The following is an 18,940-nucleotide window of genomic DNA, read 5'->3' on the forward strand; positions in this document are numbered from 1 at the left end:
TCTATCGTCCCGCTCTGACAGATAAGAAACAACGCCGAATGGTGATGGAAACGATCTGTAAATGAGATGATGCACGAGTGGATGTGCGACAGTTCGAATTCTTCAGCGCGGTGGCGAGTGAACTGAGCTTCACGCGCGCCGCCGATCGGCTCACGATCGCGCAGTCCGCGGTGTCCGCGGGGGTGCGGTCGCTCGAGAACGAACTCGGCGTCGAGCTCTTCGACCGCAGCCGCAGGCAGATCCGGCTCACCTCGACGGGCGAGCTGTTGCTGCCCAAGGTGCGCGAGGCGCTCGATGCCGTGAACGGGGTGCGCGATGCCGCCGAGGAGACCACCCACGCGATCACGGGGTCGATCGTGATCGGCCTGATGACCTCGGTCACCCTCGTCAACGTGCCGCGACTGCTCGGGCTGTTCCGCACCGGCCACCCGGGGGTCGGGGTGCGGCTGCGCGCGGCCAGGCGCGGTTCGGCCGGGCTCCTCGACGAGCTCGCGACCGGCGAACTCGACCTCGCCTTCCTCTCGCTCAGCGGACCGGTGCCCACCCAGCTCGTGGCCGCGCCGATCTCCTCCTCGCCGATGGTGCTCGTGGTCCCGGCCGATCACCGCCTCGCCACGGCCGGGCACGTCGGCCTCGACCATCTCGACGACCTCGCCCCCGAGGAATTCATCGACCTGCCGCCCGGCTACGCGAGCCGGCAGATCGTGGACGAGACCTTCGCCGCGGCCGGCCTCGAACGCCGGGTGATGATCGAGGTCTCCGACATCGGCACCGCCGCCGAATACGTGACCAACGGGCTCGGCGTCGCCCTGCTGCCCGAATTCGCCGCCCGGGACGCCCGCAACGTGCGACGCCTCCCCGTCGCGGGCATGCCCGACTTCACCGTCTACCTCGCGGCGTCGCGCACCCGGCGGCTCTCGGCGGCGGTGCGGGCCTTCATCGACCTTGCCCTCGCCGACGACGAGACCGGCGCGATCCGGTGATGCGGTGATGCGCTGATGCCCCGGCTCGTCGTGGTCCTCCCGCTCACGCCGCTCGCTGTCGGCGCCACCTTCCTGGTGCGCGACTGGCCCCTGCACGTGACGGTGCTGGCGCCGTTCCTGACGGATGCCGCGCCCGGCGCGATCAGGGAGGCTCTCGCGGCCTCGGCATCCGCCGCGCCCGCGCTGAGCGTGGTCGCCGGCGGCGCGGAACGCTTCGGGCGCCGCCACGACATTCCCGTGACCGTGCTTGAACCCCACCCCGGGCTGACCGCGCTGCACGACCTCGTGGTCGCGGCCGTGCGGCCGTTCGCGGCTGCGCCAGGGGAGGCGGCGTTCACCGGAACCGAGTTCCGGGCGCACGTCACCGACAAGCACCACGCGCGGGTGAATACCGGCGACATCCTCGAACTCGGCCAGATTGCTCTCGTCGACATGGCGCCCCGGGCCGACCCGGCCGGTCGCGCCGTGCTCGCGACGATCCCGCTGCGCCCGCGCTCGCACTCGGCCCGCCCCTAGCTTCGGCGGCCGGCACGCGTCACGTGTCGCAACGCAGCGCAGGCGCGCCCGTTGCGCCGCTTCGCGCCCGGCATGCCTGGCGCGAAGCGGCGCAGGGGGTGCGCGAGGAGAAAAGCTGCGTCAGGCGGCGAGCGGATGCGCCGCGAAGAACCTGAGGACGGCATCCGTCGCCCACGCGCTCTCGAGGAAGTAGCCGTGCCGGAGCCCGGGCAGCTCCCCGAATGCGGCATTCGGAATATGTTCGGCGAGGCGTTCGCCGTTCCCGGGAGGAGTGACCTCGTCGGCGTCGCCGTGCAGCACGAGCGTCGGCGCGGTGATCCCGGGGAGGTGGTCCCAGGCGTCGTGCGCGGTGCTCGCGCCGAACAGGAGGCGCCGGGTGTGGACCGAGGTCGGTCGTACGAACATGGCCGCGACGAGCTCCGGGTGGGACGCGATGAAGGCATCCGTGAAGAACAGCGGACCCATGGAGAGCGCGTCGCCACGGGCCATGCGCTGGGCGACGTCAGCCGTGCGGGTCAGGCCGCGGTCATCGCCGCCGCTCGTCGCGCCGAGCACGAGGGCGCCCAGGCGATCGAGGCGGTTGATCGCGAACCACTGCGCGACCCGGCCGCCCATCGAGTGCCCGTACACGTGCGCCCTGTCGATCCCCGCGGCGTCCAGAACGGCGACGATGTCCTCGGCGAGCGCCGCCGTCGTGAAGCGCGCGTCGGCGCCGGGCTCGCTGTCGCCGACCCCGCGCGTGTCGAATGTGATCACCCGGTGCCGGGCACCGAGCGTCGGCAGCAGCGGAGACCAGGACCGGCTCGAGACGCCCTGTCCCGCGACCAGGACGACGGGGTCACCTGTCGCGTTACCGCCGGTCGACGACCAGGCGATGCGGGCGCGGTCGGGCGCGAGGGCGTACTCCATGGATGCCTTCCGAGCGGGGCCTGGGACTCCCCCATCGTAACGAGCGCACCGGGGAGGGCGCCGCAGGCCTCAGCCGATGAAGGTGCTCGCCGTCACCTCGAATTCCTCGACGTCGACGATCGTCAGGTGCTGTTCGGCGCTCGAGTCGGCGCGAATCGACTCTGCGGGCTCCCTGCTCCCCGCGAGGGAGTCCTCCGAGTCCCAGAGCGTGATGGCCAGGGCCGTGTCGGTCTCCGTGCCTTTCAGGAAGTACATGCCGCGGCAGCCGGGGTTCGCGAGCACCCGCAGCATGGTCGCATTCTCATTCGCGTGGGGGTCGGTGTCTGGGCCGGTCCTGAAGGTGCTGATTCGGGCATACATCGTCAGCCCTCGACCATCATCACGACGGTTTCCGGGCGGACGCCGTCGAACTGCATCGCCTCAGCCGCGACTTCGGACGCCATCACCCGCTGGAAGACGTCCATGTCGGGCACGTCGGCGATCAGGCCGACCCTGTGGTCGTCGGTCGGGTCGATGAAGGTCTGGATGCTGATGCCGAGCGGCCCGAACACCTCGTCCCGCCGGGGTGAGTTGAGCCAGTGCTCGACGTCATCGACCTCGTGGAATATCAACACCGTTGTCATGATTGCCTCTCTCGGTTCCGACGCTGGGACAGGAGGGTGAGCGGTTCGTTCGCGCGCGAACCGGCCATCGCGCAGACCGTACCGCCGCTTCCCCCGAGCGATAGGGACGGTCGACGAAGCGCCGGGACCTCTGCTCGACGGTCCCTGAGATGTCGGCGGCCAGTGCGTCCGGAGAGATCACGGCAACAGCAACGCTCGGAGCGTCAGATTCTGGCGAAGGCGGCCGCGGAAGCACTGAGGGACACAGCGACGCAGTACGCCGTCGCCGGGCCGAGCAGGATGAAGACCGCAGGGACGGAGATTGTCGAAGCGATGATCGGCGAAGAGGATGACCAGGGGCAGGATCGTGCCGATGACAGCCACCAGGCCGGTCCGGCGCGGGTTGATCAGCGCAGGCACGATCAGGATCACGCAGATCACCCCGAACACGATCAGCGGCAGGCCGGATTCCCGGGGCCAGACCCCGTCGGGCCACACGACCGCCGCGAGCCAGGCAAGCGGAATGCCCCAGACGAACGCGATCGAGCCCCAGATTCGGGCCGCCTGCCACCCGCGGGTTTCGGTCCAGGCGGACATCACAACGACGAAGACGAGCCCGACCACCACGGAGAGACACTGCAGCACGACGGTGACGATGACGCCCGTGCGGCCCATGGGCCCGAGCAAATTCCGGTCTGGCTGGCCCAGCCAGACGATGAACGGCAACCACGGCAGTGCGGCTCCGATCGCGATCACACCGATCCGCGTCGCCTGCACGGATGCCCGCGCCCACCACACCTGTCGTGTTGCGAGCCCCGCATCCACCCGTGAACCCCCTCGTGGGGCGCTCGCCCCCTCTCGCAATCTAGGAAGGCCCGATGGCTGGCCAATGAACCACCGGCGTCCCAGACATGAAGACTCGGGCTCGGTGCCGGCTCCTCCGAGGGCCGGGGTGAAGGTGTTCCATCCCTAAGGATCTGCACACGGGAGTATGGGATGCGCGGAATCGCGGCAACATGCGGGTTGATATCGGTGCTGGTGGCTCTTACGGGCTGCTCGAGCGGCGGGGCCATCGGCACGCCAGCCCCAACGCCGTCTGCATTCGCGGATTCACCGAGCAACACAACCTGGCGTTCCGGGGACGCTCCCGACCGGGACCATCGGAACGGGCACGCTGACGTCCGACAACGGTACTACCGGCAATGTGAGCTTCGATTTCCACGGAACCGAGCTCACGCTCCACATCGATGACCTCGTCATTCCGGCAGCGGCAACGGTCGACGCGGTGACCGCGACCCAGCCCATACCGGCGAACCAAACCTGCTACGACAGCGGCTTCCGCATGGACTTCGGGCCGTTCACGAGCGGAAGCGGCGCCTACGGCTGGGGTGACCTCAGCATCCTCAGCGGAGATCCCAGCGGAATCGACCAGGTCATTCTGGTCACAACCCCCGCCCAACCGGACACGACCGACCCGGACTGCCGTGAGGCCGTCGTCGCGCGCGCCGACATCCGTTGGACCTTCACGCCGCTCCGCGGCTATCTCAACCCCATGGACTCCGGTGCGACGCCCGGCGCCCGGGGCACGGTCGACGTCATCGACGGCAAGCCCGCGGGCTATACCGCCGCAACGAATGAATACCGCGCCGACGTGGCCGCCCGATTCGGCGTCACCGTCGACGACCTCACCTATTTGAACGATGCCCAGCTGATGGGCACGGACAAGCTAACCGCGCCGGCGGGAAGGCGACTCAACCTGCTCCTCGCAGACCGATAGCACGAGCACATCGGCAGCACGACGAGAGTGGGCCGGGCGATGAGGAAAGGGAGCCGCCTGTCAGAATCGAACTGACGACCTTCTCATTACGAGTGAGATGCTCTACCAACTGAGCTAAGGCGGCGTGACGCCCGAATGATTCCTTCCGGAAACGCGCGGTGACACAGCAACAAAGCTTAGCTGGTCCGGAGGGTCAATTCGTACAGCCCCGCGAACGACGCCCGCACCCGATCGGCGAGCGGCTCCGACTCGTCTCCCTCGGCCCAGCAGCGCCAGGCGTGTCGCAGGGCTGCGACCGCGACGAGCGTGAGCAGCAGGGCGCGCTGGTGCAGCGCGATCGGGTCGGCGGCGAGCACGGGATCGTCCGCCGCGAGGCGCCGGCTGATCACGTCGTCGAGGTGTCCCTCGAAGCTGCGGAGAGTGGCCATCCGCATGCCGAACAGGTAGGGGTTCTCCTTCATTACCTGACGCCGCAGCTGGTGAATCTCCCGGTCATCCTGGGAATTCTGCACGCTGGTCGAGAGCAGCACCGCGAGGTCGGCGAGGATGTCACCGGACGGGCTCCTGTGTACGAAGTCCTCGATCTCCGCCTCGGAACCGAGGGTGAGATCGTCACCGGCGAGGGCAGCGTCCTTCGACGGGAAGTAGTTGAAGAAGGTGCGCGCGGACACATCGGCGATCCGGCTGATGTCCTCGACGGTGACCTTGTCGACCCCGCGCTCGGACGCGAGCGTGAGCACAGCGAGTTGGATGGCCCGGTGGGTCGCCAGACGTTTCCGTTCACGCAGGCCGGGTTCTTCCGCAACATCCACCATGGTCACATTCTTACACGACGCGCAAATGTGCAGTCCTCGAGTCGTAACCGGATGCCGCACGGCCGCCCCCGCACATCAGCACTTCGGGTCGGTGGCCGGCACCGTCCCCTGCAGCAGGTAGGAGTCCACCGCGTTGTTCACGCAGGCATTGGACTTGTTGTACGCGGTGTGCCCCTCGCCCGCGTACGTGACGAGCTGCGCACTGTCGAGCTGCCTGGCCAGGCTCTGCGCCCACACGTACGGGGTCGCCGGGTCGTTCGTCGTGCCGACGACGAGGATCGGCGCCGCTCCCGGCGCGTGGATCTCGGCGCGGGTTCCGGTGAACTTGTCCGGCCAGTTCGCACAGCCGGTGTCGCCGTAGGCCATGTACTTGCCGATGACCGGCGCTGCTGCCTCGATGGCCGCGGCGTCGGCGCGCATCACGGCCGGGTCGTCGTTGTAGCTGTAGTCGAGGCAGTTGATCGCCAGGAAGGCCTCGGTCGAATTGTCGAGGTATGTCCCGTCGGAGTTACGGCCGTTGTAGGCATCCGCGAACTGGAAGGCGATCTTGGTGTTGCCCTGCATCACGCTCGACAGCATCTCGCTCAAGTTCGGCCACGCCGACGCCTGGTACAGCGGGTAGATGATGGCGGTCAACAGCGTGTTGGCGCCGAGCATCCGGCCATCGCTCGCGGCGATCGGGCTCCGGTCGACCGAGTCGAGCAGCGCGGAGATGGTGGTCATCGCCTGGTCGACGGTGCCGTTGAACGGGCACTTCGATCCAGCGAGGCAATCGGCGAGGTAGGAGCGTAGCGCGCTCTCGAAGCCGACGGCCTGCACCCGGGTCACCTCGGCGTTGCTCGTGGACGGGTCGAGGGCTCCATCGAGGACGAGGCGGCCGACCTTGTCCGGGAACAGGTTGGCGTAGGTGGCGCCGAGGAAGGTGCCGTAGGAATAGCCGAGGTAGTTGAGCTGGGCATCGCCGAGCACGGCACGCAGCATGTCGAGGTCGTGGGCGGCGCTCACGGTGTCGACGTGGGCGAGGAGGGCGCCGGTGTTGGTGGCGCAGGCGGCTCCGAAGTCGGTCGAGGACTTCTCGACCTCCTGGATCCAGGCATCCGTGCCGCGGGCTGCTGTCGGGATGGCGTACAGGTACTGGTCCATCTCGGCAGCCCCGTAACACTTCACCGCTGACGAGCGCCCGACGCCGCGCGGGTCGAACCCGACGATGTCGAATCCGGCCTGCAGCTTCGCATCCGTGGCGTAGTCGAGGGACCCCTTCACGAAGTCGTACCCGGAGCCGCCGGGACCGCCGGGGTTGACCAGAAGCGAGCCGACCCGGGTGCCGGTCGCGACGTGCCGCACGAGGGCGAGGTCGACGGTGTCGGTTCCGGGCGCGCTCCAGTCGAGCGGGGCCTTCGCGGTGGTGCACTGCAGGCTGTTACCGCAGTCGGTCCAGGTGAGCACCTGGTTGTAGAACGGGTCGAGGGCGCTGCTGACGCTCTCCCCGGTGGGGGACGACGTCGAGGCCGAGGGTTGCGGCAGGAACGCGGGCACGCATCCGCTGAGCCCCATCGTGACGACGACGGCGGCGGCCAGGATCGCGAAGCGGCGGGCGGCCGGGCGGCGCGTCCGGGTGCCATTCGACACCGGGCCGTTCGACACCGGGCGCTGGCGGATGCGTGTGGTCAACGGTTCCTCTTTACTGGTCTGGTCATGCAGGCGGTTCAGGCTCTCACGAGCGCCGCGCGTGGGCGGTGGCATCGTGCGGTCATCGTCGTAGTCATCGCTTCATCGCCGGATGGCGGACACCAGCATTGCCTCGAGGGCCAGGGCCGGTGCCACATTGGATTCAATTCTCTGCCGCGCGATCGCGATGGCGTCCAGTGTCGCGAGCGTCGTGACGGTCGCGCACGCCGCCGCTGCGGCGCGCACTCCGACGAGGAGCTCGCGGTTGATCACTTCATTCTCGCGGCCGAACTGTACCATGATCACATCCCGGTACAGCGAGGTCAGATCCACGAGGATCCGGTCGAGCCCGTCGCGCAGGCTCCGGGTGGCCCGCCGTTTCTGGTCGTCTTCCAGCGCCTTGATCTGGCCGCGGAGCGCGGGCGGCACCGACTTGCCGGGCTCGACGCCGAGGGAGCGGAGCACACCCTCGCGTTCGGCGGCGTCCCGCTCGAGGGTGATCGCCTTCGCGTCGTCACCGGCGATCGCGAGCAGTCGCGCCGCGGCGTTCACTGCGTGCGACACCCCACGGATGCCGAGCGCGGCCTTCAGGGTTTCCTCGCGCCGTTCGCGGGCCTCGGGGTTCGTGGCCAGCCGCCGCGCCATGCCGATGTGGCTCTGTGCTTCGCGGGCGCAGCGCTCGGCGATGACAGGGTCGACCCCCTCGCGCGCGACAAGAAGCGCGGCGACGTCGGCGACGCTCGGGACGCGCAACCTGACCGTGCGCACCCGGGACCGGATGGTCGGCAACAGGTCGGCCTCACTCGGGGCGCAGAGGATCCACACGGTACGTTCCGGCGGCTCTTCGAGGGCCTTGAGCAGCACATTGGAGGTGCGCTCGACCATGCGGTCGGCGTCTTCGACGACGATGACCCGGTATCGGCCGACCGAGGGCGAATACTGGGAGCGTTTGACGGCCTCCTTGACGGATTCCATCTTGATGATGACGCCCTCGGTGGCGAGCACGACGAGGTCGGGGTGGGTGCGGGCCTCCACGAGCCGTTCGGCGGTCGCGTCTTCGGCTGGCGTTCCCGGGCTGAGGAGGGCGGCGGCGAAGGCGAAGGCCAGGTTGGACCGGCCCGAACCGGGCGGGCCCGTGATGAGCCAGGCGTGCGTCATGGACGCGGAGGTGCTCGAAGCCGAGGAGCCGGAGGCGACGGCGCTGCCGGCGGTGCTGCCGGCGGTGCTCGCGGGGGCGTCAACCGCGCTCTGCTGCGGCGCGGCGGCGGCGCGGAAGATCGCGATCGCATCCGCCTGGCCGGTCAGGTTGTCCCACACGCTCATTCCCTCAGGGTACCGGTCGCCGCTGACATCCCGCCCAGACGCCTGCGAGGTCAGAGCAGGGGGCGACGCGGGCGCGGATCGCCGCGGCGATCTCGTCGACCGGGCGCGCGGCATCCACGACCAGGAAACGGTCGGGCTCGGCGCGGGCGAGGTCGAGGAACGCAGCACGCACCCGCCGGTGGAAGTCGCCCTTCTCGGCCTCGAGGCGGTCGAAACGCTTGTTGGCGGCGTCGAGCCGGCCGCGCGCGACGGTCTCATCGAGGTCGAGCAGGATGGTGAGCTCGGGCAGCAGGCCTTCCGCGGCCCAGAGCGACAGCTCGCGGATCTCCGCGGCGCCGAGTACCCGCCCCGCGCCCTGGTAGGCGACGGATGAGTCGAGGTAGCGGTCCTGGACCACCACGTCCCCGCGGGCGAGCGCCGGACGCACGGCAGTGGCGATGTGCTGGGCGCGATCGGCCGCGTAGAGCAGGGCCTCTGCGCGCGGAGACACCTCGCCGGTGTGGTGCAGGACGATCTCACGGATTTCGACGCCGACGACGGTGCCGCCGGGCTCCCGGGTGCGCAGCACCGTGCGGCCCTGCTCACCGAGCCACTCGGCGAGCAGCCGGGCCTGGGTGGACTTGCCCGAACCGTCGCCGCCCTCGAGGGTAATGAAGAGGCCGGTCGGGGCGGCCTCAGTGGAGGCCGCCCCGGTCACGTCTGCTGCGGTCACGACTGGGTGGTCGAACCCGCGGGAGTCTTCGTCGCTGCAGTCCTGGTCGTCGCGGTCTTGGTGGAGGTCCCTGTCTTGGTGACGGCCGGCTTGCGGACTGCGGTCTTGGTGACCGTGGTCTTCGTAGCGGTGGCCTTCTTCACGACGGGCTTCTTCACGGCGGGCTTCTTCACTGCGGGCTTCTTGGCGACCGGCTTCTTGGCGGGGGCCTTCTTCGCGGGCGCCTTCTTGACGGCCGGTCCCTTGGCGCGCTTGTCGGCGAGGAGCTGCACGGCCCGGTCGAAATCGACCTCTTCGACCGTCTCGGCCTTCGGGATCGTCGCATTCGTGACACCGTCGGTGACGTAGGCGCCGAATCGGCCGTCCTTGATCTTGATCGCCTTGCCGCTGTCCGGGTCGGGCGTCTCGAATTCCTTGAGGGCGCTCGACGCACGCCGCGCACCGTACTTGGGCTGGCTGTACAGTTCGACCGCTCCGGGCAGGTCGATCTCGAAGATCTGGTCCTCGCTCGTGAGCGAGCGGGTGTCGACGCCCTTCTTCAGGTACGGGCCGAACTTACCGTTCTGTGCGGTGATCTCGGTCTGCGTTTCCGGGTCGAGGCCGACGACGCGCGGGAGGGCGAGCAGCCGGAGCGCGGTCTCGAGGTCGATCGTCGCGAGGTCCATCGACTTGAACAGCGAGGCGGTGCGCGGCTTGTCGGCGGGGGCGATCTTCTTCGCGGCCGGCTTGCGCTTGGGCTTCGCTGCGGGAGCGCCGGCGTCGACCAGCTGGGTCACTTCACCGGTGAGCGGGTCGATGGTCTCGCCGGCGGACTCGGTCTGGGTCTCGACGAGTTCGACGACGGCGGGCTCGGCGGGTGCCGGGTCGAGCTCGGTCACGTACGGGCCGAAACGACCGTCCTTGGCGACGATGTTCTTGCCGGTCTCCGGGTTGACCCCGATGACGCGGTCGATGACGACGGGCGCGTCGATGAGCTGACGTGCTTTCGCGGGGGTCAGTTCGTCGGGTGCGAGGTCCGGCGGGATGTTCACCCGGCGCGGCGGGGCATCCGCTGCGGCAGCAGGGTCGATGACCTCGAGGTACGGGCCGTACTTGCCGATGCGGAGGGTGATGTCGTCACCGATCGGCATCGAGTTGATCGACCGGGCGTCGATCTCACCGAGGTTGTCGACGACCTGGCGGAGACCGCGGTGCTTCTCGGAGCCGAAGTAGAAGCTGTTGAGCCAGTCGACGCGGTCGGCCTTGCCGTCGGCGATGCGGTCGAGGTCGTCTTCCATCTCGGCGGTGAAGTCGTATTCGACGAGATCGGTGAAGTATTCCTCGAGCAGGCGCACCACGGAGAAGGCGATCCAGTTCGGCACGAGCGACTGGCCGCGCGGGGTGACGTAGCCGCGGTCGGTGATCGTGGAGATGATCGAGGCGTACGTCGACGGGCGGCCGATGCCGAGCTCTTCGAGCTTCTTGACGAGGCTCGCCTCGGTGTACCGGGCGGCCGGGGTGGTCTCGTGGCCCTTGGCCTCGACCTCGAGCAGGGACAGCGACTGGCCCTCTTCGAGCGGCGGCAGCTTGGACTCGGTCGGATCGGTGGGCGCGTTGCGCTCTTCGTCGCGGGATTCCTCGTAGGCGAGCATGAAGCCGCGGAAGGTGATCACCGTGCCGCTCGCGGAGAACTCGGCGAGCACGCCGGACGCCGCGGGGTGGGGCGAGACGCCGGTCGGGCCTGCCGCGATGGTGACGGACGCGGTCGAACCGGTCGCGTCGGCCATCTGCGAGGCGACCGTGCGCTTCCAGATCAGGTCGTAGAGGCGGAAGTCGTTACCGCGGATGGTGTTCGCGAGCGAGGAGGGCGTGCGGAAGGTATCGCCGGACGGGCGGATGGCCTCGTGGGCCTCCTGCGCGTTCTTGCTCTTGCCCTTGTAGAGGCGCGGCTGGGCCGGCACCGTTTCTGGGCCGTAGAGAGAGGATGCCTGGTTACGGGCCGCGGTGATCGCCTGCTGCGAGAGCGACGGCGAGTCGGTACGCATGTAGGTGATGTAGCCGTTTTCGTAGAGCGACTGGGCGACGCTCATGGTCTGCCGGGCGGTGAAGCGCAGCTTGCGGGCGGCTTCCTGCTGCAGGGTCGACGTCGTGAACGGGGCGGCCGGGCTGCGACGGTACGGCTTGGAGGCGACCTTGGTCACGGTGATCGCGACGCTCGGTTCCTTGAGCGCGTCGGCGAGAGCGAGGGCGGATGCCTCGTCGAGCGTCGTCGCCGTGACCTTGGGCTTGAGGCGGCCGAGATCGTCGAAGTCGCCGCCGGAGGCGATGCGTTCGCCGTTGAGGCGCACGAGCTTGGCCTGGAAAGCGGCATCCTCGCGCGCCGTACCGGAGGCGAGCTGGGCCGAGAGGTCCCAGTAGCCGGCGGAGACGAACGCGAGGCGTTCGCGTTCGCGGTCGACGACGAGGCGGGTCGCGGCGGACTGCACGCGGCCGGCGGAGAGGCCGGGGCCGACCTTGCGCCAGAGCACGGGGGAAATCTCGTAGCCGTAGATGCGGTCGAGGATGCGCCGGGTCTCCTGCGCGTCGACGAGGGCCGTGTCGAGGTCGCGGGTGTTGTCCTTGGCCTTGAGGATCGCTTCCTTGGTGATCTCGTGGAACACCATGCGCTTCACGGGGACCTTGGGCTGGAGGACCTGCAGGAGGTGCCAGGCGATGGCCTCGCCTTCGCGGTCCTCATCAGTTGCGAGCAGGAGTTCATCGGCCGTCTTCATCGCCCGCTTGAGTTCGGCGACGGTCTTCTTCTTCGCGTCGGAGACGACGTAATACGGCTCGAAGCCGTTGTCGACGTCGACGGAGAACTTGCCGAGGGGCCCCTTCTTCAGTTCAGGGGGCAGGTTTTTTGGCTCGATCAGGTCCCGAATGTGGCCGACCGAGGACAGGACCTCGTAGCCGTCGCCGAGATACGCGGCGATCGACTTCATTTTTGTCGGCGATTCGACAATGACCAGCTTCTTAGTGCCTGGCACCAGACTCCTCTTTATAGGTATCGGCCCGTTGAAGGGCCAAGGCACACCATACACACAGAAAGATGGTGCCCACCTAATCGGCCACACGTCACACTGGGCTTTGGGGCTTGCCAGCCTCGCCTGGGTGAGGACAATGGAGGCATGGGTACAGCAGCTACGGGCACGTACACCGCGAAGCTTACGGACGGCCCCCTCGAAGGCAAGACGATCACCACGGAGTTCCTCGAGACGGGCGATATCCGGCCTCGTCTGGAGATTCCCGCGGAGTCCGGTGGCAAGCGCTACCTCTATACCCGCGGCGCCGGCCTGGAGTTCGACTCCACGGAGTTTCCCGAGCGACCGACGGCCGTCGACTACCGCTACCTCGAGGCCATTTTCGACTGAGCCGGCCGCTCCGCCCCGATCGTTCCCGGGCGAAGCTCCGCCTCCCGGTGCACCCGCCGAACCCGGCGGACCGGCCCTGGCGCGCGCTCTCAGGTTCCAGCCGAGAAATTCCCGGGTGACCGTGACGCTCGCGATCGGGCCGGCCGTTGTGCAGCGCGCCACGGATGCCCCGTCGAGGGCCGCGATCTCGGCCGCTGCCTGGCAGGGCACCCCGGCCACGAGTCCCGACAGCGTGTCCGCTGCGGCGAGCGCCGCGGCATCCGCCGCCGCCCGCACGGCCTGGCCGACGACGAGCACCGCGACGAACGGGAGCAGGAGCGCGGTCAGCAGCACGACCGCCCCGAGGATGCCCACCGCGAGCACCGACCCGGAGCCACGATCGCGGTTGCGGGTCACGTGGCGCCTCCGAGCGCGCACGAGCCCGCCGTCACCGTGATCCCGAGTGCTGCGGGAGCGCTCAGCCGGGCGCAGACCGCGTCGCCGCGCTGGTCCACTGAGACGGCCGCGCCGCCGACGAGTTGCCGGGCCAGACTGGTCGCGTGGTCTAGCCCGTCGCCCCGGGCGAGGGACCGGGCCGCCTGGGCCGCGGCATCCGCCAGCCGGACCTGCTGACTGACCGCCGACCTGCACCCCGCCGAGGCAGAGCAGCAGCACGAGGAGCACGGCCGGAATGACGGCGGCGAATTCGGCCGTGATGCTGCCGCGCTCGGCCGGGACGCTGCTCCCGTCGGTGCCGGTCGCGTCACCGGCCGCGGCACGGGATGCGGCCCTCCGGCTACCCGACCGTGAGGGCATGGCGCACCAGCTCGGTGAGGATGCCGCTCACTTCGTCTCCCCGGAGGATGAGGATGAGCAATCCCGCGAAGCCGACGGCCGCCATCGTGGCGATCACGTACTCGGCGGTCGCGGCGCCCGAATCCTCCCGCACGCGCCTGACGGCCCGGAGTGGTCGTCGTTTCACCGTGTCTGTTGTGCTCGGCATCTGTTCTTCTCCTCTCGCGTCGATCGACGCGGTTGTCCGGCGGCACGATCGGTTCCAGATTCGCCCGCCAGACACCGAATCCCGCGGCCGATCCGGATTCGGTGGACAACGCCGCCCGACCCGGCCCCGTTGAGGACGCCCGCCCCGCGTGGGATCGCGAGAGTACACTTTTGGCCCCTAAGACCGCGGTTTAAGGGTCAAAACTGCGCTCTCGCGATCGGGCGAGGACGGCACTGAGGAGGCGATTTTTGCTCCACGACGACCAATTTCAGAAAGGGGTTACCTTTGGCGAAAGATGAGCGTAGTGTCTTCCCAACGGCACCCACAAGGGTCCGGGGAACGAGGCGCTGATGGCAGACAAATCCCCAAAGAAGAGCACCGGCAAGACTGCCGCAGCGAAGACTCTGAAGGAAAAACGCGCCGACAAGAAAGCTCGTCCGGAGCGCAAGGACTAGAGCAGCTGGACAGTTTCACCGTGACTTCGAAAGAGCCGGGCCCAAGGGCCCGGCTCTTTTTTCGTGCTCGGGTCTTTTCGTGCCCGGGTCTCTTCGTACACGGCTGCCGCGGCTAGAACTCCGAGAGCGTCGTCGACAGCACCGTCACGAGGAGCGGCACCACGCCGAGCAGCATGAAGGCCGGCAGGACACACACGCCGAGGGGAACCAGCAGGGCGATCCCGAGGGTGACCGCCCGCCGCTGGCCTGCTGTCCGGGCGTCGCGGCGCAGCTGCTCGGCTTCGCTGCGCAAGAGCTCGGCGGCGGGCACGCCGGCGCGCACGGCCAGGTCCAGCACCCGGTCCGCGGCGGAGCGGCCAGGGTCCGCTGAGTAGCCGGGGTCGGTTGAGCGGCCGCGTCTTGCGGTGCGGCCGAGGGCGGCGGAGCGGCCGGGCTTCGCGGGCTCCGACCGCCGGCCTCGTTCCGGATGCGGGTCTGGCGCGGCGGGGAGATAGCGGCCGAGCGCCTCGGTCACCCGGGCCTGGGCGCGGTCGACCGAACCGCCGCCGCTCATCGCGATCGCGGTCAGGTCCAGATCGAGGCCCGGCGTCGGCGCCCGAGCCCGGGCCCGCCGGAGCAGCCGGCGATTCCACCGGTTCCCCGCGAGTATGAGTCCGGTACCGCTGCCGAGGCACAGCCAGCCCGGTACGGTCAGGAACAGCGTCGCGACGGTGTTGAACCCGAGCAGCACGCCGAAGAGGATCCCGACGAGCGGCAGGACGGCGACCAGCCGGGCGGTCGCGGCCGGGCCGGCGAGCGCCGTCTCGAGGTCCGCATGAAGCTGGCCGAGGTCGCGCAGGCTGGCCGCGAGCTGACGCAGGCACGCGGCGAGCGGCGCCCCTGACCGGGTCGCCACCTCCCACGCGGCGGCGACCGCGCACCAGGCCTCGCCGACTGCCCGCCAACGGCCCGCGCCTCCCCCGCAATGGCCTCCGCAACGCTGTCCCCGCGACTCGCGGCGAGACCGGCGGCGCGCACGACACGGATGCCGACGGCCGGCGAATCGCCACCCGCCCGGTTCACCCGCGGTCGCCTCCGATCCGCACCCCTCTGGGCAGCACGAGAGGCGTCAGGGCCGGCGTCCTCGTCCAGGTATCCCCACGCGTTCACGGGCGACACCCCTGCCGAGAGGAGCACGGCCAGCCGCTGCACGATCCGGGCCGCATCCTCGATGTCGGCGTCCCCTCGGGCTTGCTTGACCGCTCCACGGCGCATCACGGGATGCCCACGGCCGGCACGGCCACCGGCAGCCCGCAGCCGTCGAGCTCGAACCGGCCGAGCTGCGCGAGCCTGCGCTCACCGCCGCGGTGCTCGAGGTGCAGCACGAGGCCGATCGCGCTGACGGCCTGCCGGGCGACGGCCGCCTGGCTCATCCCGGCGAGCGCCCCGAGGGCCTCGAGCCGGGCGGGCACGTCGCCCAGGGAGGTCGCGTGCAGGGTGCCCGCCCCGCCGTCATGGCCGGCGTTGAGGGCGGCGAGCAGTTCGCGCAGTTCGCCGCCGCGGCATTCGCCGAGCACCAGCCGGTCCGGGCGCATCCGCAGGGCCTCGCGGAGCAACGCGTCCAGGCCGACCCGCCCGGCGCCTTCGAGGTTCGGCTGCCGCGATTCGAGCGCCACGACGTGGGGGTGGTCAATGCGGAGTTCGGCGACGTCCTCGATGACGACGATGCGCTCCCCGGCGGCGCCTCGCCGAGAAGTGCTGCCAGCAGGGTGGTCTTGCCGCTGCCCGCCGCCCCGGTCACGAGCAGGTTCTCCCGGCCCTGCACCGCTGCACGCAGCCGGTCGCTGAGCGCGAGGCCCGCCGTCCCCGAGCCGAACAGGCCCCCAGCGGCGAGCGCGTCCAGTCGCGGCCGGTCGGGCCGCGGCAGCCGGATCGAGAGCAGGGTGCCCGTGCTCGACACCGGCGGCAGCACGGCGTGCACCCGGATGCCGTCGGCGAGCCGCACGTCGACGCACGGGCTCGCCTCGTCGATGTGCCGGCCGCCGAGCGCGATCAGCCGCACCGCGAGCGCCCGCACCTCGGCCTCGGCACACCGCCAGCCCGACTGCCGCACCGGGCCGAGGCCCGCATCGACCCAGAGGCCGGCCTCGCCGTTGACGAACAGGTCCGTCACACCTGCGGATGCCGCGTACCGCGCGAGCGGGCCCAGTCCGGCCAGGTTCCGCCCGGGCACCAACCCCGTCACCGACCCCCGCACCGGCCCCGTCACCGGCGCGCGCTCCCCCGGGTCGGCGGCCTCGGGCATCCGCTCACGGCTGAGCGACGGGGCGGCGACGAACGGTTGCACCATGACCCGAAAGTATCCGGCGATGACCTCGTGGACGGGGCCACAACACCAGGCTGGGGACGCGTCGCCCTGCACGACGACGGTGGAGGACGAGCCACCGAACCGCCGGAAAACTGCCGGAAACCCGTCGGGTCGTTAAAAAAGGGGGGCGGCACCTATTGGGGGGAACAGGTGCCGCCTCGGCATCACGCTGATTGGGGGAACCAAACGTGATGCAGGTCAAAACTTTCGTTCGGACGAGTCCAAGTGTATAAGGAAAATCAAGATGCGCAAGTCCCCCGTGTCCTCATAAATGAGGACACGGTGACGCGGCCCCCATTCAGGGGTGACCTCGGGCGATCCCGGAGAGTTCTCCGGGGAGAGAGCCGCTCCGCAATTCCCCGCAACGTGAGTTCGCGGATCGTCAGGGTATGGTGCACGAGGGGCTTGTTACGCACCCGGCCGTCATCGCAAAGGAGCGACAAGCTATGAGCGTTCAGATCGACCACCTTCTCAACGAAACCCGCAGGTTCGCACCGACTGCCGAGTTCGCGGACCAAGCCATCGGCACCGCGCAGCTCTACACGGATGCCGCGAACGATCGCCTCGGATTCTGGGCCGATCAGGCCCGCGAGCTGCTGCACTGGCACAAGCCGTTCACCACCGTGCTCGACTGGACCAACCCGCCGTTCGCGAAATGGTTCGAGGACGGGCACCTCAATGTGGCCTGGAACTGCCTCGACCGGCACGTGCTCGCGGGCAATGGCGACCGGGTCGCGCTCTACTTCGAAGGCGAGCCAGGAGACTCCCGCGCGATCACCTACGCCGAGTTGACGGCCGAGGTGAAGCGCGCTGCGAATGTGCTGACAAAGCTCGGCGTGCAGGCCGGGGACCGGGTCGCGATCTACCTGCCAATGATCCCGGAGGCCGTGATCTCGATGCTCGCCGTCGCCCGGATCGGCGCCGTGCACTCGGTCATCTTCGGCGGCTTCAGCGCTGAGAGCCTGCGGTCACGAATCGACGACGCGAACGCGGTGCTCGTGATCACCGCGGACGGCGGCTACCGCAAGGGCCGCGTCACGCCCTCAAGCCCGCGGTCGACATGGCGCTGACCGGTGTGCCGACGACCGTGCGCAACGTGCTCGTCGTCAAGCGCACCGGCAACGACGTGGAGTGGACCGACCGCGACCTGTGGTGGCACGACGAGCTCGCGAGCGTCGACGCCGAGCACGAGGCCGAGGGTTTCCCCGCCGAGAATCCGCTGTTCATTCTCTACACCTCCGGCACGACCGGTAAGCCCAAGGGCATCCTGCACACGAGCGGCGGGTACCTCACCCAGGTCGCCTTCACCCACAAGAACGTCTTCGACCTGCACCCCGAAACGGATGTCTACTGGTGCACCGCGGACGTCGGCTGGATCACGGGTCACAGCTACGTGACCTACGGCCCGCTCGCCAACGGGGCGACGCAGGTGCTCTTCGAGGGCACCCCGGACACCCCGCACCCTGGCCGCTGGTGGGAGATCGTCGAGAAGTACAAGGTCAGCATCCTCTACACGGCGCCCACCGCCATCCGCACGTTCATGAAGCTCGGCCGCCAGATTCCCCAGGGCTTCGACCTGTCGAGCCTGCGGCTGCTCGGCTCGGTCGGCGAACCGATCAACCCCGAGGCGTGGATGTGGTACCGCGAGGTGATCGGCGGCAACGTCGCCCCTGTCATGGACACCTGGTGGCAGACCGAGACCGGCGCGATCATGATTTCGGCGCTTCCCGGGGTCACCGTCGCGAAGCCGGGTGCCGCGCAGGTACCGATCCCCGGGGTGTCGATCGACGTGCTCGACGAGGCCGGCGTGCACGTGGGCCACGGTAACGGCGGGCTGCTCGTCGTCACCGAGCCCTGGCCGTCGATGCTCCGCGGCATCTGGGGCGACCCGGAGCGGTTCATCGAAACGTACTGGGAGAAGTTCGGTGAGGAGAACCCGCGCTACTTCGCCGGCGACGGCGCCCGCCTCGACGAGGACGGCGATATCTGGCTGCTCGGCCGGGTCGACGACGTGATGAATGTCTCCGGGCACCGGCTCTCCACCGCGGAGATCGAGTCCTCGCTCGTGTCGCACCCGATGACGGCCGAGGCGGCCGTGGTCGGCGCGCACGACGAGACGACCGGCCAGGCCGTCGTCGCATTCGTGATCATCAAGTACAGCCACCTCGAGGAGTCCTCGCACGAGGACATCCAGGCGGTGCTGCGTGCGCACGTGACGCAGCAGATCGGCGCGATCGCCCGGCCCCGGCAGATCTTCATCGTGAACGAGCTGCCGAAGACCCGCTCGGGCAAGATCATCCGCCGCCTGTTGCAGGACGTCGCAGAGGGCCGCGAAATCGGCGACACGACGACCCTCGCCGACACCTCCGTGATGCAGGTGATCAAGAGCACCCTGGGGTAGCCGGGCCGGCCGGACGAGGGGGCAGTGAGGGTTTTCACAAGCGGCCCCCTATCGTGGGGAC

The 18,940-nt window shown here is 69.3% G+C and carries 16 protein-coding genes, 1 tRNA gene and 3 pseudogenes; 5 read left to right on the forward strand and 15 right to left on the reverse strand.

The window, feature by feature from the left end:
• Positions 1 to 77: 77 nt before the first annotated feature.
• Together RGU41_RS13430 and RGU41_RS13435 are read left to right on the forward strand one after the other, a co-directional pair.
• The gene (locus RGU41_RS13430) at positions 78 to 983 is read left to right on the forward strand and encodes a LysR family transcriptional regulator (protein WP_322136499.1); all 906 of its coding nucleotides are present in this window, start codon (positions 78 to 80) and stop codon (positions 981 to 983) included.
• A 15-nt stretch (positions 984 to 998) separates the two neighbouring features.
• Positions 999 to 1,499 (forward strand): 2'-5' RNA ligase family protein, encoded by a 501-nt coding sequence (locus RGU41_RS13435; RefSeq protein WP_322136500.1) that lies wholly within the window; start codon positions 999 to 1,001, stop codon positions 1,497 to 1,499.
• Between the two features lie 120 nt (positions 1,500 to 1,619).
• Here RGU41_RS13435 and RGU41_RS13440 read toward each other — a convergent pair whose 3' ends face one another.
• The 4 genes from RGU41_RS13440 to RGU41_RS13455 form a co-directional block, all read right to left on the reverse strand.
• Positions 1,620 to 2,408, reverse strand: a complete 789-nt coding sequence (locus tag RGU41_RS13440; RefSeq protein WP_322136501.1) for an alpha/beta fold hydrolase — start codon at positions 2,406 to 2,408, stop codon at positions 1,620 to 1,622.
• A 69-nt stretch (positions 2,409 to 2,477) separates the two neighbouring features.
• Positions 2,478 to 2,699: a hypothetical protein gene (locus tag RGU41_RS13445; protein WP_322136502.1), complete on the reverse strand. Its 222-nt coding sequence runs from the start codon at positions 2,697 to 2,699 to the stop codon at positions 2,478 to 2,480.
• Between the two features lie 71 nt (positions 2,700 to 2,770).
• Positions 2,771 to 3,031, reverse strand: a complete 261-nt coding sequence (locus RGU41_RS13450) for a hypothetical protein (protein ID WP_134447036.1) — start codon at positions 3,029 to 3,031, stop codon at positions 2,771 to 2,773.
• Positions 3,032 to 3,208: 177 nt separating this feature from the next.
• Positions 3,209 to 3,766, reverse strand: a complete 558-nt coding sequence (locus RGU41_RS13455) for a hypothetical protein (RefSeq protein ID WP_322136503.1) — start codon at positions 3,764 to 3,766, stop codon at positions 3,209 to 3,211.
• Between the two features lie 448 nt (positions 3,767 to 4,214).
• Here RGU41_RS13455 and RGU41_RS13460 point away from each other — a divergent pair, with 448 nt between their 5' ends.
• A complete protein-coding gene (locus RGU41_RS13460) occupies positions 4,215 to 4,787 on the forward strand; it encodes a hypothetical protein (protein ID WP_322136504.1) in 573 nt (190 codons plus the stop codon).
• Between the two features lie 51 nt (positions 4,788 to 4,838).
• Here the strand turns inward: RGU41_RS13460 and RGU41_RS13465 are convergent.
• From RGU41_RS13465 to topA, 6 genes are all read right to left on the reverse strand, one after another.
• Positions 4,839 to 4,911, reverse strand: a tRNA-Thr gene (locus RGU41_RS13465).
• A 52-nt stretch (positions 4,912 to 4,963) separates the two neighbouring features.
• Positions 4,964 to 5,602 carry a TetR/AcrR family transcriptional regulator gene (locus RGU41_RS13470; RefSeq protein WP_322136505.1) on the reverse strand — a complete coding sequence of 213 codons (639 nt, stop codon included), beginning with the start codon at positions 5,600 to 5,602 and terminating at the stop codon, positions 4,964 to 4,966.
• Between the two features lie 75 nt (positions 5,603 to 5,677).
• Positions 5,678 to 7,273 (reverse strand): alpha/beta hydrolase, encoded by a 1,596-nt coding sequence (locus RGU41_RS13475; protein ID WP_322136506.1) that lies wholly within the window; start codon positions 7,271 to 7,273, stop codon positions 5,678 to 5,680.
• Between the two features lie 99 nt (positions 7,274 to 7,372).
• On the reverse strand, positions 7,373 to 8,593 hold the full coding sequence (locus tag RGU41_RS13480; protein ID WP_322136507.1) for a DNA polymerase III subunit delta': 1,221 nt from the start codon (positions 8,591 to 8,593) through the stop codon (positions 7,373 to 7,375).
• Positions 8,594 to 8,597: 4 nt separating this feature from the next.
• Positions 8,598 to 9,305, reverse strand: a complete 708-nt coding sequence (tmk, locus tag RGU41_RS13485) for a dTMP kinase (protein ID WP_322136508.1) — start codon at positions 9,303 to 9,305, stop codon at positions 8,598 to 8,600.
• Positions 9,302 to 12,310, reverse strand: coding sequence for a type I DNA topoisomerase (gene topA / locus RGU41_RS13490; RefSeq protein ID WP_322136509.1), 3,009 nt, complete (start codon positions 12,308 to 12,310; stop codon positions 9,302 to 9,304). The genes tmk and topA overlap by 4 nt, the downstream gene beginning before the upstream one ends.
• 141 nt (positions 12,311 to 12,451) lie before the next feature.
• On the opposite strand from topA, the gene RGU41_RS13495 reads away from it, so the two are divergent.
• Positions 12,452 to 12,694: a hypothetical protein gene (locus tag RGU41_RS13495; protein ID WP_134535327.1), complete on the forward strand. Its 243-nt coding sequence runs from the start codon at positions 12,452 to 12,454 to the stop codon at positions 12,692 to 12,694.
• Between the two features lie 126 nt (positions 12,695 to 12,820).
• Here RGU41_RS13495 and RGU41_RS20950 read toward each other — a convergent pair.
• From RGU41_RS20950 to RGU41_RS20960, 5 genes and pseudogenes are all read right to left on the reverse strand, one after another.
• Positions 12,821 to 13,489: pseudogene (locus tag RGU41_RS20950) on the reverse strand (Rv3654c family TadE-like protein); the annotation flags it as partial.
• Positions 13,470 to 13,676, reverse strand: a complete 207-nt coding sequence (locus RGU41_RS13505; protein WP_322136511.1) for a DUF4244 domain-containing protein — start codon at positions 13,674 to 13,676, stop codon at positions 13,470 to 13,472. The pseudogene RGU41_RS20950 and the gene RGU41_RS13505, both read right to left, overlap by 20 nt.
• Before the next feature lie 567 nt (positions 13,677 to 14,243).
• A complete protein-coding gene (locus tag RGU41_RS13510) occupies positions 14,244 to 15,026 on the reverse strand; it encodes a pilus assembly protein TadB (RefSeq protein ID WP_322136512.1) in 783 nt (260 codons plus the stop codon).
• Positions 15,027 to 15,384: 358 nt separating this feature from the next.
• Entirely contained in the window at positions 15,385 to 15,786 is a 402-nt protein-coding gene (locus tag RGU41_RS20955) for an ATPase, T2SS/T4P/T4SS family (RefSeq protein WP_416173152.1), read from the reverse strand.
• Positions 15,787 to 15,908: 122 nt separating this feature from the next.
• Positions 15,909 to 16,460 (reverse strand): annotated as a pseudogene (locus RGU41_RS20960) (ATPase, T2SS/T4P/T4SS family); the annotation flags it as partial.
• A 464-nt stretch (positions 16,461 to 16,924) separates the two neighbouring features.
• Here RGU41_RS20960 and acs point away from each other — a divergent pair.
• Positions 16,925 to 18,879: pseudogene (gene acs / locus RGU41_RS13520) on the forward strand (acetate--CoA ligase).
• The last annotated feature ends 61 nt before the right edge of the window (positions 18,880 to 18,940 follow it).

Origin of the sequence: Cryobacterium sp. 10C3, assembly GCF_034314285.1 — a bacterium.
Lineage (GTDB): Bacteria > Actinomycetota > Actinomycetes > Actinomycetales > Microbacteriaceae > Cryobacterium > Cryobacterium glucosi.